The organism is Acidobacteriota bacterium (assembly GCA_018001935.1).
GTDB lineage: Bacteria > Acidobacteriota > JAAYUB01 > JAAYUB01 > JAAYUB01 > JAGNHB01.
Map to the genome: position 1 here is coordinate 99,523 of JAGNHB010000008.1, position 16,390 is coordinate 115,912.

General features: G+C 68.4%; 13 protein-coding genes and 1 pseudogene. 6 read left to right on the forward strand and 8 right to left on the reverse strand.

What is annotated here, in order from left to right:
* Positions 1–21 precede the first annotated feature (21 nt).
* Positions 22–774 carry an ABC transporter substrate-binding protein gene (locus tag KA419_05265; protein ID MBP7865341.1) on the forward strand — a complete coding sequence of 251 codons (753 nt, stop codon included), beginning with the start codon at positions 22–24 and terminating at the stop codon, positions 772–774.
* Between the two features lie 170 nt (positions 775–944).
* Here the strand turns inward: KA419_05265 and KA419_05270 are convergent.
* A pseudogene (locus KA419_05270) lies at positions 945–1,322 on the reverse strand (SUMF1/EgtB/PvdO family nonheme iron enzyme).
* Between the two features lie 665 nt (positions 1,323–1,987).
* On the opposite strand from KA419_05270, the gene KA419_05275 reads away from it, so the two are divergent.
* Positions 1,988–2,953, forward strand: a complete 966-nt coding sequence (locus KA419_05275; GenBank protein MBP7865342.1) for an ADP-ribosylglycohydrolase family protein — start codon at positions 1,988–1,990, stop codon at positions 2,951–2,953.
* Positions 2,950–4,425: an alpha-amylase gene (locus tag KA419_05280; protein ID MBP7865343.1), complete on the forward strand. Its 1,476-nt coding sequence runs from the start codon at positions 2,950–2,952 to the stop codon at positions 4,423–4,425. Before KA419_05275 ends, KA419_05280 begins: the two co-directional genes overlap by 4 nt.
* A gap of 726 nt (positions 4,426–5,151) precedes the next feature.
* Here the strand turns inward: KA419_05280 and KA419_05285 are convergent.
* The 5 genes from KA419_05285 to ftcD form a co-directional block, all read right to left on the reverse strand.
* Positions 5,152–5,691, reverse strand: coding sequence for a GNAT family N-acetyltransferase (locus tag KA419_05285; protein MBP7865344.1), 540 nt, complete (start codon positions 5,689–5,691; stop codon positions 5,152–5,154).
* Positions 5,688–6,260 carry a hypothetical protein gene (locus KA419_05290; GenBank protein ID MBP7865345.1) on the reverse strand — a complete coding sequence of 191 codons (573 nt, stop codon included), beginning with the start codon at positions 6,258–6,260 and terminating at the stop codon, positions 5,688–5,690. The genes KA419_05285 and KA419_05290 overlap by 4 nt, the downstream gene beginning before the upstream one ends.
* A gap of 321 nt (positions 6,261–6,581) precedes the next feature.
* Positions 6,582–7,676 carry a hypothetical protein gene (locus KA419_05295; GenBank protein MBP7865346.1) on the reverse strand — a complete coding sequence of 365 codons (1,095 nt, stop codon included), beginning with the start codon at positions 7,674–7,676 and terminating at the stop codon, positions 6,582–6,584.
* 1 nt (position 7,677) lies between these two features.
* Positions 7,678–9,144, reverse strand: coding sequence for a PhoH family protein (locus KA419_05300; protein MBP7865347.1), 1,467 nt, complete (start codon positions 9,142–9,144; stop codon positions 7,678–7,680).
* 103 nt (positions 9,145–9,247) lie between these two features.
* Entirely contained in the window at positions 9,248–10,924 is a 1,677-nt protein-coding gene (gene ftcD / locus KA419_05305; GenBank protein ID MBP7865348.1) for a glutamate formimidoyltransferase, read from the reverse strand.
* Positions 10,925–11,115: 191 nt separating this feature from the next.
* Between ftcD and KA419_05310 the strand changes: the two genes are divergently transcribed.
* Positions 11,116–11,970 (forward strand): hypothetical protein, encoded by an 855-nt coding sequence (locus tag KA419_05310; GenBank protein ID MBP7865349.1) that lies wholly within the window; start codon positions 11,116–11,118, stop codon positions 11,968–11,970.
* Between the two features lie 166 nt (positions 11,971–12,136).
* Here the strand turns inward: KA419_05310 and KA419_05315 are convergent, their stop codons facing one another.
* Positions 12,137–13,699 (reverse strand): right-handed parallel beta-helix repeat-containing protein, encoded by a 1,563-nt coding sequence (locus KA419_05315; protein ID MBP7865350.1) that lies wholly within the window; start codon positions 13,697–13,699, stop codon positions 12,137–12,139.
* Between the two features lie 345 nt (positions 13,700–14,044).
* Between KA419_05315 and KA419_05320 the strand changes: the two genes are divergently transcribed.
* Positions 14,045–14,770: a hypothetical protein gene (locus KA419_05320; GenBank protein MBP7865351.1), complete on the forward strand. Its 726-nt coding sequence runs from the start codon at positions 14,045–14,047 to the stop codon at positions 14,768–14,770.
* On the forward strand, positions 14,770–15,672 hold the full coding sequence (locus tag KA419_05325; protein MBP7865352.1) for a hypothetical protein: 903 nt from the start codon (positions 14,770–14,772) through the stop codon (positions 15,670–15,672). Before KA419_05320 ends, KA419_05325 begins: the two co-directional genes overlap by 1 nt.
* Positions 15,673–15,681: 9 nt before the next feature.
* On the opposite strand, the gene KA419_05330 is transcribed toward KA419_05325, so the two are convergent.
* Positions 15,682–16,218 (reverse strand): hypothetical protein, encoded by a 537-nt coding sequence (locus tag KA419_05330; GenBank protein MBP7865353.1) that lies wholly within the window; start codon positions 16,216–16,218, stop codon positions 15,682–15,684.
* Between the last annotated feature and the right edge of the window lie 172 nt (positions 16,219–16,390).

A 16,390-nucleotide genomic window follows, 5' to 3' on the forward strand; every position in this document is an offset into this window, starting at 1 on the left:
CCCGTCCGCCGGGTGGTCTGCATGGCCCCCGCCTACTCGGAGATCTGTTTTGCCCTCGGCCGGGGTGACGCCGTGGTGGGCGTCACCGATTTCTGCGTTTTTCCGCCGGAAGTGACACGGGCCGCGAGGGTCGGGGGCTTTCTCAACCCTGACCTCGAGAAGATCGCGCACCTCCGTCCGGACCTGGTCCTGACCGCCCCCGAGCAGGGACAACTGCGGCAGAACCTGGAGGCGCTCGGTCTGCGCACCCGAACCCTCCCCGTTTACTCCGTCGCCGACATCTTCGCGGCGGTGGAGGCCGTCGGCAAGGAACTCGGGGCCGAGGAGGCCGCCCGGCGGCTCTCGGCGACGCTTCGCGACGCCACGGCGCCCCGCCCGCTCCCGCCGGGCGTCCGTCCGCCCCGGACCCTGCTGGTGGTGGGGCGCAACCCCGGGGAACTCTCGGGGATCTTTGTCGCCGGGCCCGGGACCTTCCTGTCCGAGGTGCTCGGCCGCGCCGGCGGCGCCAACGTCTGCCCGGAGGGGATCCTTTATCCCACCCTGTCCCTCGAGGGGATCGCGAGCCTCGACCCGGAGGTCATCCTGGAACTGCGCCCCGGGGAAGGGCTGACCGAGGCCCGGAGAGCCGCCCTGGTCGCCGACTGGGACCGGATGCCCTTCCTTCGGGCGGTGAAGTCGCGCCGGGTCTTCGTGCTCACCGAGGACTGGGTGGACATCCCCGGCCCCCGCGTGGTGCAGACCCTCCGCCTCTTCCACCGCCTCCTCCACCCGTGAGCCCATTCCGAAGCCGGCCAAGCCACGCGCGGGAGGGTTTTTCGGGCCGGGCGGCTTTTCCCCCTTCTCTCCCGCGTTGGGAACGAGTCCGTCTGAAGGTCCGGGCGGCGGGCGGATCGGGCCAAGCGGAAACCCATGCAGGGATCTGGTTCGTCAGGGTCCCAGGCACCCCGGTACGCAGCGCGGCAGCAACTCGCAACTGCGAGCCAACTCCCGCCCCGGATCACGCGTTCCATGCCGGATGCAGCGCCGGGGTGGTCGGTGGCCGAACCCGTCGGATAGAGCCCGTACCAGTCCCAGCACCATTCCACGACGTTCCCGGTGATGTCGATGGGTGCCGGAATAGGGCCGTTGCTGAAGATACGGATGGTATCGAATCCGGTGTAAGGGGTTCCGGTCCAGATTCCGTCGCTCAGGCGCAGGTATTGCCCCCGGGCGGGTATGGTCACATCCACCGAGGTCACGAGGCTGCCGCCCAGCCAGGCCTCGAGCGTTACCTCGACCGCCGTCTCCTGGGGATTCATCAGGGCGACGCCGGTGTAGTCCATCCAGGATCGCACCGCCTCCCCTCCTTCACGAAACCATCTGCTGCACCTGATCCGTCCGTGTATTTCGTGTATTTCGTGGTTAAATAATCTTTGGACTTTTTCGTGTGGTTCGTGGTTTTGTAATCCCTGGAGGCACCGTGGTGGACAAGCCGATCGAGAACTGTTACTGGGTGATCCCGGGCCGCTTCCTGGCGGGGGAGTATCCCGGGGGCCGCACCCCGGCGGCCGCCGCCGCGCGGCTCGAGGCGATCGTGACGGCGGGCGTCACCTGCTTCGTGGACCTGACCAGCCGGGAGGACTTCCTGGAGCCCTACGAGCCCCTGCTGGCCAGGATCCGCGGCGGGGCGGCCCGACGCCTGGCCTTCCCCGTCGGCGACGTGGACGTCCCCCGCTCCCCCCTCGACACCGTGGCGATCCTGGACGCCCTCGACGACGCCCTGGCCCGCGGCGAGGCCGTCTACCTCCACTGCTGGGGCGGCGTGGGCCGCACCGGCACCCTGGTGGGCTGCTGGCTGGCCCGCCACGGCCACCCGGGCCCCGCGGCCCTGGACCGCCTGCGGGAGCTGTGGGCGGCGTGCCCCAAGTCCCGGGAGCGGGTCTCCCCGGAAACCGACGAACAGGCGGCGTACGTCCGCCGGTGGCGGGAGGACGCCCCGGACGCCCTCGTGTCACGCTGCGCCGGCGCCCTGCTGGGCCTGGCCGCGGGCGACGCGCTCGGGACTACCGTGGAGTTTTCGCCCCCCGGCTCCTTCATCCCACTGACCGACATTGTCGGCGGGGGCCCTTTCCACCTGAAACCGGGCGAGTGGACCGACGACACCTCCATGGCCCTCTGCCTGGCCGACAGCCTCATCCACTGCGGCGCCTTCAACCCGTGGGACCAGATGGACCGCTACGTCCGATGGTGGACGACAGGGTACCTGGGGAGCAACGGCCGGTGCTTCGACATCGGCAACACCACCCGGGACGCCCTGGAGCGCTACCGCCGGACGGGGGACCCGATGGCGGGGTCCGCCAACCCCCGCGCCGCCGGCAACGGCTGCCTGATGCGACTCGCCCCCGTCCCGCTCTTCTTCGCGGCCGACCCGGCCACGGCCATCCGCCTCAGCGGCCTGAGCGCCAGGACCACCCACGGCGCCGCCGTCTGCGTGGATGCCTGCCGCTACCTGGGCGCCCTCCTGGTCGGGGCGGCCGCCGGGGAGAGCCGGGAGGCCCTGCTGTCGGAACTGTACACCCCCGTCCCCGGCTTCTGGGACGAGTACCCCCTCCACCCCGAGGTGGAGGCCGTCGCCCGGGGCTCCTTCAAGCGGAAGGAACCGCCGGCAATCAAGGGCTCGGGATACGTGGCGGCGTCCCTGGAGGCCGCCCTGTGGGCCTTCCACCAGGCCCGGGACTTCCGCGCGGGATGCCTCGCCGCCGTCAACCTCGGCGACGACGCCGACACCACCGGCGCCGTCTACGGCCAGCTCGCCGGCGCCCACTTCGGCCTCGACGGCATCCCCCAGGAATGGCGCCCGCGCCTCGCCCGCCCCGACCTCCTCCACACCCTCGCCCGCCTCCTCGCCGCCCAACGCCCCCCCCAAAGTGGCGCCGCCCTCCAGGGCGGCGAACCCTCAAAGGAGCTGACATGAACACCCACCCCGCCAATCCCCTGTTGTACCAACTCAACACCCGTGTCTTCCTGACGGACCTCTCGCGCCGCCTGGGGCGGCCCGCCAACCTCGACGACGTCCCCGACGACGAACTCGACCGGCTGGCCGGCCTGGGGGCGGACTGGGTCTGGTTCCTCAGCGTCTGGCGGACGGGGCTCGCCGGGCAACGCGTTTCACGCGGAAACCCCGACTGGCGCCGGGAGTTCCAGGAAACCCTGCCGGACCTGGTGGACGACGACATTCCCGGCTCCGGTTTCGCCATCACCGGGTACGCCGTGCACCCCGACCTGGGCGGGGACGCCGCCCTGGCGAGGCTGCGGGAGCGGCTGCGGGCCCGGGGCCTGCGCCTGATGCTCGATTTCGTGCCCAACCACACCGCGCCGGACCACCCGTGGGTCGAGGAACACCCGGGGTTCTACATCGAGGGGACGGAAGAGGACCTGACCCGGGCGCCCCAGAACTGGGGCCGGTCGGACGACGGGGGCCGAATCCTGGCCTTCGGGCGCGACCCCTACTTCCCCGGCTGGCCCGACACGTTCCAGCTCAACTACGGGAACCCGGAACTGCAGGCGGCGATGACCGCGGAGCTGCTCCGGATCAGCGGCCAGTGCGACGGGGTGCGTTGCGACATGTCCATGCTCGTCCTTCCGGAGGTCTTCGAGCGGACGTGGGGCGTGGCGTCCGGCCCGTTCTGGCCGAACGCCATCCGGCAGGTGAAGGAAAGGCACCCCGGGTTCGTGTTCATGGCCGAGGCGTACTGGGACCTGGAGTGGGTGCTGCAGCAGCAGGGCTTCGACTACACCTACGACAAGCGCCTGTACGACCGGTTGCGGGAGGGGCGCGCCCGTCCCGTCCGCGAACACCTCTGCGCCGACCGGGACTTCCAGGGGCGCTCGGCCCGCTTCCTGGAAAACCACGACGAGCCGCGGGCGGCCGCCACCTTTCCCATCGAGTCCCACCCGGCCGCGGCGGTCCTCACGTTCCTCTGCCCCGGCCTGCGCTTCCTCCACCAGGGGCAACCGGAGGGCCGCCGCCGGCGGATCTCGCCCCACCTCCGCCGCGGGCCGGAGGAAACGCCCGACGCGGGGGTGGCCGGCCTGTACGAGCGTCTCCTGGGCGTGCTGCGGTGCCGGGGGGTGCGGGAGGGGCAGTGGCAGCTCCTCGAGTGCCGCCCGGCCTGGGACGGCAACTGGACCTGGGACGGCTACATCGCCTTCGCCTGGCTAAGCCCCGGCGACGATCCGCTGCTCGTGGCGGTGAACTTCGCCCCGAACCAGGCCCAGTGCTACGTCCGGCTGCCCCTGCCGACCGCGGGTCACGAGTGGACGCTGCGCGACCGGATGGGCCCCGACGTGTTCGAACGGAACGGGGACGACCTCCAGGAACGCGGCCTCTACCTCGACATGCCGCCGTGGAAGGCCTCGGTCTTCGCCCTGGAACGAAAGGAGTGATCCACGGGAAATCATGGAGGCGCTGAAGATCTGCATCTCGCAGGGAGTCGGAGCCTCCAATTTCGGCGTGCCGATCCTGGCCGAGGAACTGGCGCGACAGGAAGCCGGGAAAAAGCAGCCCGCCAGGAAGTGATGGCCTCGTGTACCGTGGTGTCGTCGCCTAGTGCGGCGAAACAAACAAAGAAGTTACAGACGCAAGAGATCCTTCCGGAATTCCTCTCACCAAGGCACTAAGGCACGGAGAAGAGATGCTTCCGATTACCGTGAACCGGCCGAACGCCCTCACCGGTCTCCTGACTTCCGACTCCGGACTTCTTCGTTCGTGTGGTTTGTGTGGTTCGTGGTTCAAGAAAGGCTGTTAGCGGATTAGGCTGAAGGGGTTCAGGGTCTGACCCGATGAATCGTGTCTGTCGTGAGCAGCGTACCTCGGCCCTGGAATCCCGTCTGTGTATTTCGTGGTCCCTCTTCCGGTCACGAGGTTGCGCGGCTGGACGGCTTTGCGTCTTTGCGAGCGGTTGAGACCGCCTGTTTCTTGGGTAGAGTCCGGATGATCCGTGTTCATCCATGGTTTCATCTCCAGTTATCCGCATTGGGAGGCATCGTTTTTTCCAGCAGACCGGCGGGGACGAGCCGCGCCGACTCCACGCCCCTCCTCCAACGGGTCACTCCCCCCGAAGAAATGCCGCCCCCGGCCCTCGGCAAAGTGCGGAAAAGGAGTTAGAGAATCTACAGGAGTTTCATGAAGAGGATGCCGTGGCGGCCGAAACCGTAGTAGTGGGGGAGGGGCCGGATGCGGCGGAAGCCCAGGGACTCGTACAGGCGGATGGCGCGCCGGTTCTCGGACCGCACCTCGAGGCGGATGCGGTTCGCCGGCCGCCGCCGGGCGCGCTCCTCCGCGAACCCCATCAGGCGGCGGCCCAGCCCTTTCCCCTGGGCCTCGGGCCGGACCGCCAGCGACCCGATGCGGCACTCGAGGCGGTGGTGCGGGGACCCGGCGAAGACCAGGATCAGGGTGCCGGCCGGGACGCCCCCCTCGTCCTCCGCCAGCCAGACCTCGCAGCCGCGCTGGGCGAAGAGGAACTGGAAATAGTCCGCGGGGTAGGCCTCCTCGGCGAAACAGGCGTTCTCGATGTCGAGGATGACGCCCAGGTCGTCGAGGGTGGCCCGGCGGACGAGCCTGTCCTGAGGGGTTTCCGCCCCGGGGGTGTTCGCCGGGCTTTCCGGGGAGGGCGGCTGTTTATCGTCCCGGCTGATTGGCCCGCTCACGGCACGTTCACCGTCGTCTCCCCGGAACCCACTTCGATGGCAAGCAGATGCAGGAAGCCGATATCCGGGACAGGCAGACCTGTCTGACGGCAATATCCCATGATATCGCTGAAGTCGAGTGTGAGGACAGCCTTCAATCGGTATTCCCCGGGTTTCAAGTGCCACAGCGCATGCATCCCTTTCAGGCCCTCCCGGATATTCAACCGGATTTCCGCCGAAGATCCCGGGCCGACCCGGCGAAAATCCGTCAGCGCTTGCGGGGGATACTCGGTATTCCCCGTGTTTCGGCCGAAGAATTCTTTTCCTGCGGCGTCATGGGCGATGATTCTTACACGGGGCGACCCCTCCGGGAACCAGAAGGGCACATAGACCGTGTTCTGTGTCGAGTTTCGCAGTGCCAGGCCCATCTCAACCAGGCCGGAATAACGAGGGTTTTCGAAGCCGACGATGCCCAATCGAAGCCCGCCGGCGGTCACCGGGCCCCAGGAATACCCCTCATGGGTCTGGCCGGAAATCAGGGCTGTCACCAGGGTAAGAACACATAAAGCGAACGGCACGATCTTCCACATGTCCAGAATCCGTTCTGCCCAACCCATGCGGGGTTTTTCCCGACCCCGCCGGGGGCCGGACACCGGCGGGCAACACCGGTTTTCTTCTTTCCCCCGGGGACCTCGTGGAGACCCATGACGCCGTGGCCGATCCGGGGTCTCCTCGCAGTCCCCGAACCGAATAAACCGGAAAGGAAACCACGAAATACACAAACGAAGAGAACGGAAGTCAGGAGTCGGGAGATGGCGTTTGGCCTGTTCACGGCGATTGAAGCGCATCTTCTCCGTGCCTCCGTGCCTTGGTGAGAGAAATTCCGGACGGACCTCTGGAGAGCGGCGCACTTAAAGGTCTGCGAAATCCTCGTCGCCGGCGGGGCCCTCCGCCTGGAACCACTGGAAGGCCAGGTCGAGGGTGATTTTCGAGACGTCGCCGGGGCGCGTCGCCGCCGGGGCGTGGGCCTCGATTTCCGCGTAGGCGTGGGCGTCCCCGGTGAAGTGGTTGTAGAGCTGGACCAGGTCGCCCGCCGGCGCCGGTTCCCCGCCGGGGCTGTCGGCGTACACCCCGCCGGACGGCCGCTCGAAGCGCTGGGTGATCTCCAGCCAGACGCCGCTTTCCCGGGCGTAGTGCATGTAGCGCACCACCACCACGGGGCCGAAGTGGGTCGCGGGGAAACCGAGCTTCACCTGGTGGTCACCCGTCAGCCGGATGACCGCGGGGAGGACGCCGCCCGAGACCCACTCGGGCGGGACGGGGTTGAAGAAATCGTCCCGGAAGAGCGGCCGCCGGGCCCGCTGCGGGTCGAGGAAAACGGCGGCGTAACCGGGGACCGGGACCTGGAGGATCGACCACGCCCCGACGGCGACGCGATCGCCGGGGCCTTTCCGCGAGACGGACTGCTCCACCCGGAGGCAGAAGGGCCCGGTCTTTTCCCGCTTGAGCGGTCCGGTTTCCGCGAAGGCGGTGGAGTGAGACCGCGACCCGGTCAGCGAGAGCGGGCCCGTGACGGGGTCGAGGGCCCCGGGGAGACCGATGGCCCGCTCCAGGCGGAAGAGGGCTTCCCCGCCCGGGCCTCCCGTTCTGAACTCGGAGGCCAGCCGGATCTCCTCGTCCGAGGCGAGCCGCTCCACGCGGAAGTGACCGGGGTCCATCTCCGGCGGGCAGTGCCAGTTGTCCTTCTCGAAGTACAGGTCAGGCCCCCCGCGCTCGGGGGCGATCCAGGTCCGCTGGCCGCCGGCGTTCCAGTTCCGGGGGAGGGGGGTCTCGAGCAGGTCGGGGTTGAACCACAGGAAGTCCTGCCCGTCCGCCTCCACGGCGAGGATTCGCCCGCCCATCTCGGGGACGATCAGGGCCCGCCCGCACCGGTCCCCCAGGGAGAGGGCCGTCATGCCGCCCTCGTGGATCTTCACCACCAACCGGTCGAACTGCGTCTCGCTCATCTCAGTTGCCCTGCCGTTTCTTCTGGGTGCTGACGATGTGTTCCTCGAACCACTTGGAGGTGTAGGAGCGCACCATCTGGGTGAGGGAGATGGAGGCGATGAAGGGCTCGGGGAAGCGCCGGGCGTGCTGGTAGAGGTGGACCAGGGCGTTGGAGTACTTGTCCAGGTAGATGTTGTCGATCTGGGTGGGGTCGCCCAGGACCATCAGCTTGGAGTCCTCCCCGAGCCGTGTGCCGAGGGTTCGCATCTGGAAGGGGTTGGCGTTCTGGGCCTCGTCGAAGACCACCACGGAGCCGGAGAGGTCGGCCCCGCGGACGTCCGCCAGGTTCATCATCTCGATGACGCCGTCGTCCAGGAGTTTCTGGTACCCCGCCTCGCTGGTGAGGAAATCCGCCCCCACCAGCTTCTGGAGCTTCTCCACGAAGGGCCGCATCCGCGGGAGGAGCTTCTTTTTCACCGTGCCCGGGAGGAAGCCGATGTCCTCGCCGAGGCGGGAGTGGGTGATGATGGGCTTGATGAGCTTGATGGAGTCGTATTTCTTGCGGAGGAAGACGTGCTCCAGCGCCGCCGCCATGGCGATGTGGGTCTTGCCGGTGCCCGCCTTGCCCACCATGACGTGGATCTTGACGTGGTCGTCCATGGCCTGGGCCATGCAGACGGCCTGCTCGAAGTTGTTCTTGTACCGCTGCGAATCCAGCACCCGCGGCCCCACCCCCAGCACCCGGACCGTCTCGTAGTGGATGAACTGGAGGGCGTCGCCCCGGCGGTAGCCCAGCCCCACGTGGTTGGCGGCCTCGTCGGCCAGGAGCACGCCCTCGTTGAAGCGCAGCTTGACGCGGTTGAAGTTTCCCACGTGCCACTCGGCGGGCTTCTTCCCGGCGAAAAGTTCGTCGAGTTCCTTCGCCGTCAGCGTGACGGTGCGGAGCGGGTCCTCGGTGCCCGTCAGGCTGTCCTCGGTCACCTTGTCGTGGAGGTAGTCCTGGGAGGGGATCCCCAGCGCCTGGCTCTTGATGCGCAGGTTGCGGTCCTTGGTCACCAGGATCACCTGGCGGTTTCCCAGGTCCTTCTTGACGCGCATCAGGGAGGCGAGGAGGAAGTTGTCGAAGTAGGAGAGTTCCAGTTCCTTGGGGAAGCTGGCGTCGCCGTGCCCCCAGAGGAAGAGGAGCACCCCGTCGTTGCCGTTGGGGATCCGCGCCCCCTTCCCGGTGGAGTAGCCGCCCTTGGAGAGGACCTGCTCCAGTTTCTGGGAGACCTCCCGGGCGTTGAAGCCGATGACGGGGTCGCCCTTCTTGGCGTCGATCTCGTCGATGACGTGCAACGGGATCACCACCACGTTCTCCTGGAAGCGAAAGAGGGAGGTGGGGTCGTGGAGGAGCACGTTGGTGTCCAGGACGTACACCTTGAGTTTCGCGTCCAGGCTCTGGAGGATCGGGGCCAGCGTGGCGACGGGGTCGAGTTCGTGGATCATGCGGCAGCACCTCCGGGAAATTTGCGACCGGGAGGGGCGCCCGCCGGCGCCGGTGTCCACCCCTCCCCCTGTGCGCCCGCGGCGGGCGCCCGCACGCGGTCCGTCACTCCTTCAGGCCGTCCTTCATGCACGCCTCCACCTCCGCGGCGAGGGCGAGCGCCTCGTCCCGGGCGGCCAGGGCCTCGGCGCGGACCCGGGTGGCGAAGGCGGCGTCGGTGATCCCCTGCAGGTTGATGAGCACGTTGTAGAAGGCCCCCATGGCGGCGGCCCGGCCCATGAGGCCGCCGACGCCCGCGTCGCTGAGGGAGTTCCGGTTCCCCTCGCGCGCCGTCCGGCAGGCCAGCTTCAGCGCGTCCACCGAACGTCTCAGGACCCGGAGCGGCACGAGGGTCGCCCCCTGGTTGGCCGCCTCAAGGGCGGCCAATCGGGCGGCCTTCTCCTCGTCGGTCCGCTTGGGCAGGGAGAGGGCGTCCATCACCTTGTTGAAGGCGTCGGTGTCCAGGTCGATGTCGGCCAGGAACTCGTCCTTGAGCCGCTGCCCCTCGACGCCGATGCGCAGCATCGTCTCCCGGACCCCCTCGTAGCCCTTCTTGCCCGCGGTCAGGTTGGAGACCATGGCCCCCAGCGCCGCCGACAGGGCGCCCGCCAGGGCCGCCACGGAGCCGCCGCCGGGCGCGGGGGAGTCCGACGCCAGCTCGTTGGCGAACTCGCGGAGGTTCATGCCCGCCAGGCGGGGTTTCTCGGTGAAGACGGTGTACTCGATGATCTTCTTCGCCGGGTCGAAGGGGGCCACGTCCGCCAGGCCCAGGGACCGGACGGCGGTGTGGATCAGCTCCTCCTCGTGCACGCCCGGCGGTTTCCCCTGCTTCTCCAGGAAGTAGGTCCCGGCCTCCAGAAGGGCGGTCTTGGGGATGAGCCCCACCAGTTCGCTGCCCGTCACCCGCAGGCCTTTCTCGGCCGCCAGCCGGCAGACCGCGTCGAAGACCACGTGCACCGGCGAGACCTTGTAGTTGGTGAAGTTGATGGAGAGCTGGGCGCAGTTGTACTGGGGGATGTACCAGCCGATGGCCTTCACGTCCTTGAAGAGGCCGGGCACCATGACGGTGCTGCCGTCGGCGTCCTTGACGATGGCCCCCTTCGCGTCGCGCTTGGCGCGGCCCTTCTCCCGGATGGCGAAAGCGATGTCGGTGAGGAGGGCCTTGTCCCGGGTGTTGAAGTTGATGTTGTAGGCGATCAGGAACTCCCGGGCGCCCATGACGGTGGCGCCGGAGCGCGGGTTGAAGACGGGGGCGCCGAAGTCGGGCTTCCACTCGGGCCTCAGGATCTTCTCGGCGAGGCCCTCGTACTCGCCTTCCCGGATGGTGGCCAGGTTGACCCGCTCGGGGCAGGCGGCGGCCGCCTCGTAGAGGTAGACGGGGATCCCCAGCTCCCGGGCCACCCGCTCGCCGGTCTGCCGGGCGATCTCGGCGCAGTCCTCCATGGTGACGCCCGCCACGGGGATGAAGGGGCACACGTCCGTGGCGCCCATGCGGGGGTGGGCCCCCGTGTGCCGGCTCATGTCGATCAGCTCGCCCGCGGCCTTGATCCCCTGGAAGGCGGCCTCGCCCACGGTCTCGGGGGGCGCCACGAAGGTGACCACGGTCCGGTTGGTGTCGGCGCCGGGGTCCACGTCGAGGAGCTTGACGCCGTCCACGGAGGCGATGGCCTGGGTGATCCGGTCGATGAGGGCGCGGTCGCGCCCCTCGCTGAAGTTCGGCACGCATTCCACGAGTCGCTGCATGGGTGGTCTCCTTGATGGTTTTCGCCGTCGGGCCCGGCGGCGGCGGTGTCCGTCCGCCCCGGTTTTCCGGACATTCTAGGACAAACGCGCCGGAAAGGCAACGATCACCCGAGCAGGGGCGCGGACCCGGTTGCTTTTTGCCGCGCATTGCCCCGATAATAGGTCTGGAAACCGTCGCGAGGAGGCCGCCCATGACCCCGGACCCGACAACGTTCGAACGCGTGCGGAAACCGCCGGTCAGCACCATGGGGAATCCCGGGGCGCGGAGCTGCGTTCCCCGCGGGCCCGGTGACGCTCGGACGCAACGTGGCCTTCACCGGTCGCTCCTGACGGACTGCCGGGTCAACACCCTCCGGATTGGCATGTGTGGCCTGGCGGCCGGGCTGGTCCTGGCGGCGGCGGGGCTTCTGCTCGGGGGGTGCGGGGGTAAGGGCGCCGGCGAGGCGGAATCCGAGCTGGCCCAGCCGTCCACGCCCATCGACGGGACCCGGTACTTCCCCATGACGGAGGGGAGCCGGTGGTCCTACGTCAAGCGCCAGGCCCTGGACGAGGGGGAGGAGGACACGTCAGGCCAGTCCTTCGTGGCGAAAGCCTGGGAAGCCCCCGACGGCAGCCCCGGCTGCATGCTCGACGACCCGGGTCGGGGGATCCTCAACGCCTTCACCCTGTATTTCGCGAAGACCTCCCGGGGGATCGTCTCCTACCTGGGCCTCTTCGGCATCGGCAAGACGAAATTCGACACCCCGATGCTGGCCCTTCCGGCCCGGATCGCCGCCCGGGACGTCTGGGCCTGGTCGGGGACCACCAAGGGGGTGGCCTTCAAGGTGGTGAGCAAGCTCCAGGGCCTGGAGACCCTTACCGTCCCGGCCGGGACCTTCCCCTGCATCCGCATCCGTCACGACCTGGACCACGGTGGCTGGCTGGTCCACTGGTACGCCCAGGACGTCGGCCTGGTGAAGGCGGACGCCTTCGTCCCCTCCCACGGGGGCCTTCCCTCCTCCCGCCACTCCCTCGAGCTGGAAAAGTACTTTATCAGCAAGAATTGATGCACCCGCAAAAAGTCGCGAAAGGGGGATTTCCCGCGAATAATACGAATATACGCGAATTTATAACACGAATCATATCTATTGATTGTTGATTTCTGATTCGCGTTCATTCGCGTGATTCGCGGGTAAAATGCAACTTTTTGCGGGGGCGTCAAAATTGACGGGCTCAGGGCGTACCGGACAGGAGGCGGGCGAGGGCGTCCTCGTCGGCGGCGTCCAGGGTGCCGTTGCCGTCCAGGTCCGCGGCCGAGGGGAAGCGGCACGGCGCCAGGAGAGCGCTCAGCGTCCCCGCGTTCAGCAGTTGCAGGGCAAGGCGATCGACGGCGGTGACGCGGTCGTCCCCGTCGAGGTCGCCCCGGGCGGGGAGGGCCGTGAGGGTTTCCCAGGCCCCGATGTCGGGGCCGGCGCCGGCGGGCCGGGGGACGCCGTCGAAGTCGGCAACGGGGAGGTCCGTGGACGACGCCCCGCCCGCGGCGGGCGAGCCGGGCCCCGTGTGGAAATCCCCCGCGGAGGCCAGGAGGAACAGGGGGTCACCGGTCCGGGGGTCGTCGCCCCAGATCTCCCCCTCGCTGTCCCGGAAACCGTCGATCAGGTTGTGGTCGGCGACCCAGGCGCCCGCGGGGACGGTCGGGGCCACGGCGATCTGGAAGGAGAGGTTCTGGCTGCACAGGTTGTTCCGGATGACGACGCCCGCCGCCTGGGGGTTGTCGTGGGCGATCCCGCCGCCCCACCCCGTGTCGTTGGTCCCGTTGCCCACCACCGTGTTGTTCACGACCCGGATGTCGGACATGGGGTGGTCGGCGACGCAGCAGTCCGAGATGTGAATCCCCACCCAGCCGTTTCGCCAGGCGAGGTTGTTGTAGACCTTGACCCTCTCCAGGAGACCGCCCACCTCGGAGGCGATGGAAAAGCCGTTCTCCACGCCGTCGTGGGCCACGTTCCCGAAGACCTCGATGTCGGAGGTGGGCCGGGCCTGGGCGTCCACGTAGTAACAGACCGCCCCGGTGTGGTGAACCCGGTTCCCGTACGCCCGGGTGAACGTGGCGCCGTCCTTGAGGCAGATGCCTTCCTTGGCGCCGTGGTGGACGTGGTTGAAGCGGACCTCGCACCACGAGGAATTCCCGATGGTGATGCTCTCGTTGAAACCGCCGGTGCACACGTCGTGGACCTCGTTGCGCTCCACCACCACGTCGGTGCTGTTCCAGGCGGCGATCCCGGAGTCGGTGGTGTTGGAGACCCGGTTGCCGTCGATGAGGATGTGGGACGAGGTGTCCGCCAGGATGCCGGGGTTGTGGACATTGGACACCGTGTTGATCACCCGGAGGCCCGAGACGCGGATCCACGACTGCAGGGAAAGGTCCACCAGGGCGCCCCACTCGGGGACGTCCACGGTGGCGCCGTCGAGGACCGCCTCCGCGCCGGGGGCGGCGGCGAAGGTGATGTAGTTGCCGGGGGTCCCGGAGTGGGCGGGCGTGAGCCGTTCGGCGTACGTCCCGGGGCCGATGAGGACCGTGTCCCCCGCCGTCAGGGTGTCGGCCGCCTTCCCGAGGGTCCGCCAGGGCTGGGACGCGGTGCCGGGGTTGGCGTCGTCACCGGTCACCGCCACGTGGTAGACGGCGGCCCGGGGGGCGGCGGCGCTTTCGGCCCGTGCCGGGACCCCGTCGCGCGGCCAAACCGCGGAAGCCATCAACAGGATGAAAAGAGCCGAACACCGTGTTCTTCCTCCCATGATTCCCTCCCTCGTCTCGTGCGGAACGGATGCCTTTCGACGCTCAAGGCCGGCGAGGTTGCCGGCCCGCCGGTTTCTCGCGCCCCCTCGACAGCCACACCGCCGGCGGAAACCGGGCGGTGCACGCGAGGGGCCCTGTGGGGATTTCCGGCTGGTTACATTGAAATTGTACCACAATGACGGTCCGATAAACCCTGAAACCGAACGTGAACGCGATTGCAAAGGGCACTTTTCGGGGATGTCGTGCTGGTCATCCCTGCAATCAGTCACGCGAGGCGATTTCGTGGAACCAATTTGACACCCCGCCTCGTAGTATGGTATGGAAGCGTTGTTCGGAGGAGTGCCGTGAAGAACCGAATCCCCCTGCTGATGATCGCGATCCTGGCGGCCGGGTGCGCCGTGCAGGCCCAGGTGTCGGAGCGCAAGCTCACCGTCTCGGGGGACGCCGTCGTCAAGGTCCAGATCCTCCGGGGCAACGTGGTGGTTCGCGGGTGGAACAAGGCCGGGGTCGTGGTGGTGCGGGCCCGTTCGGAGAAGGGGACCAGCCAGCCGAAAGTGGAGCAGAACGGCAACGAGATCACCATCGGCGCGTCCCCCTCCCACCCCGCCTTCTACTGCGGCGCCGAGTCCGACAACGTCACCTATGAGGTGACGCTTCCCGCCGGGTCCGAGGTGAAGACCAAGATCATGACGGGGAACTTCACGGCGGAGCGGATGTCGGGCAGGGTGGACGCCAGGATCGTCAACGGGAACATCGTCCTGCGGCTCGACGACCCCGTGTCGGTCAACGCCGACTGCGTGAGCGGCACCATCGACTGCGTGCTCGCCGGCCGGTTCGCCCGGGAGATGAACCTGAAAAACATCGCCGGGACCATCAACCTCGTCCTTCTCCGCGGCGGCGACGCCAAGGTGAACGCCGAGAGCATGACCGGCACCATCACGCTGCGCCCCGATCTCAAAAACGCGAAACGGGTGAGCGCCTACGGCATCAGCCGGGTGTCCGGGACGCTCGGAAGCGGCACGGGGTCCATCTCGCTGTTCACCGTTTCGGGGACGGTGGTCGTCAAATAATGCGAGGTTCGAAACCAACCGTCCTCCGGCAGCGGCGGACGCCCTTCGTCGAGATCTTCCGGACCACGCCGGCACAAACGGTGTGCCCGAATTTTTACGTGCTGTCCCACGCCAACGGCTGCAGTTTCCGCCCACTCTGCCGGTACTGCTACCTCCAGGCGTCCTTCTGGTACCTGGACCGCCCGCACGTCTTCTCGAACCTGGACGACATGATGGCCGAGATCCGGCACTGGATCGACCGGGACGACCCCGAGTCGGTGGTGCTCAACGCCGGGAACCTGTCGGACAGCCTCTCCTTCGAGGGCGTCCGGCCGCTGGCCGCCGACCTCGTCGCGCTGTTCCGAGAGCGGGCGGAGAAACCGGGGCGCCCCCAGACCCTCCTCCTCGTCACCAAGGGGGGGCGCCGCGAGTGCCGGGCCTTCCTCGAATCCGAACCCTGCGCCAGCATCGTGCTGTCGTTCTCGGTGAACCACCCCGAGGCCGCGGCTCGCTTCGAGGCCGGCGCCGCCCCGCCCGAGGAGCGCCTCGCCGTCGCCGGCGAACTCCTCCGCGGCGGCTGGCGGGTCCGCCTGCGCATCGACCCCATGATCCGGGGCTACGATTATATTGCCCTGGCGGAGCAGGCCCGTGAACTCCGGCCGGAGCGGGTCACCCTGGGGACCCTCCGCGCCGAGCCCTCCCTCTTCAAGTTCATCCCCAACGGCGTGCTGAAAGACCTGGTGCCCTCCCCGGACCCGCGGGGGCTGGCCCGCTACCCCGTCGAGGAACGGGTCGCCCTCTACCGGGCCGTTCTCACGGCGCTGGGGGACGTCTGCTCCGTGGGCCTGTGCGAGGAGACCCCCGAGGTGTGGGACGCCGCCGGCCTCGACCGCACCGTGGCCCTCTGCAACTGCGCCGAGTGACGGCGCGCCTCACTGCACCTTGATCAGCCGGGCCTGGTTGATCTTGAGGGTGTTGCTGACCGCGGACAGCTCGAGCGTCCCCTCCACCGTGACCAGCTGCTTGAGGACCATGATGGGGCCGCCGCCCCCCTGCTCGCTGTGGGCGCCGCGCAGCCCCGCCGCGTCCCCCGCGTTGGCGAAGGTGACGGCGAAACCGTACTCGGAGCTGCTCACCAGCGGGTCGGCGTTCAGTTTGCACGCGGAGAGGGCGCTGATGGTCCGGGAAGCGGCGTCGTAGGCATGGGCGTCCATCGTCCCGTTCCCGGCGTTGGTCATGAAGACCGCGAGGTTCTTTACCGCAAAGGGCTTCCCGTTGTAGTCCGTCACCGCCTTCTCCCCGTTGGCCTCCAGGGCCTTGGCGAGGGCCCAGGACTCGATCTCGGGGGCGGACGGCTTCGCTTCGGCCGTGGGCGTGACGGCCGCCGCCGGGGCCTCGTCCTTCTTCCCGCAGGCAAACGCGAGAACCAGGCACGCGGAAACCAGGAAAAACACCACAGACCTGCTCATATCTCCTCCTTGCAAAGGGTTTTGTCTATTGCTTCGGGACCGGCTCGGGTCCCGCGGCCCTGGCGGCCTCCCCCGGCCCGCCGCCTGCTTCCCCCGCGCAAACCCCTTTCAAACCCGGGTGCCCTCGAAAGGTTTCACCAGTGTACTCCCGACCGGGTGGGAATGCAATCCC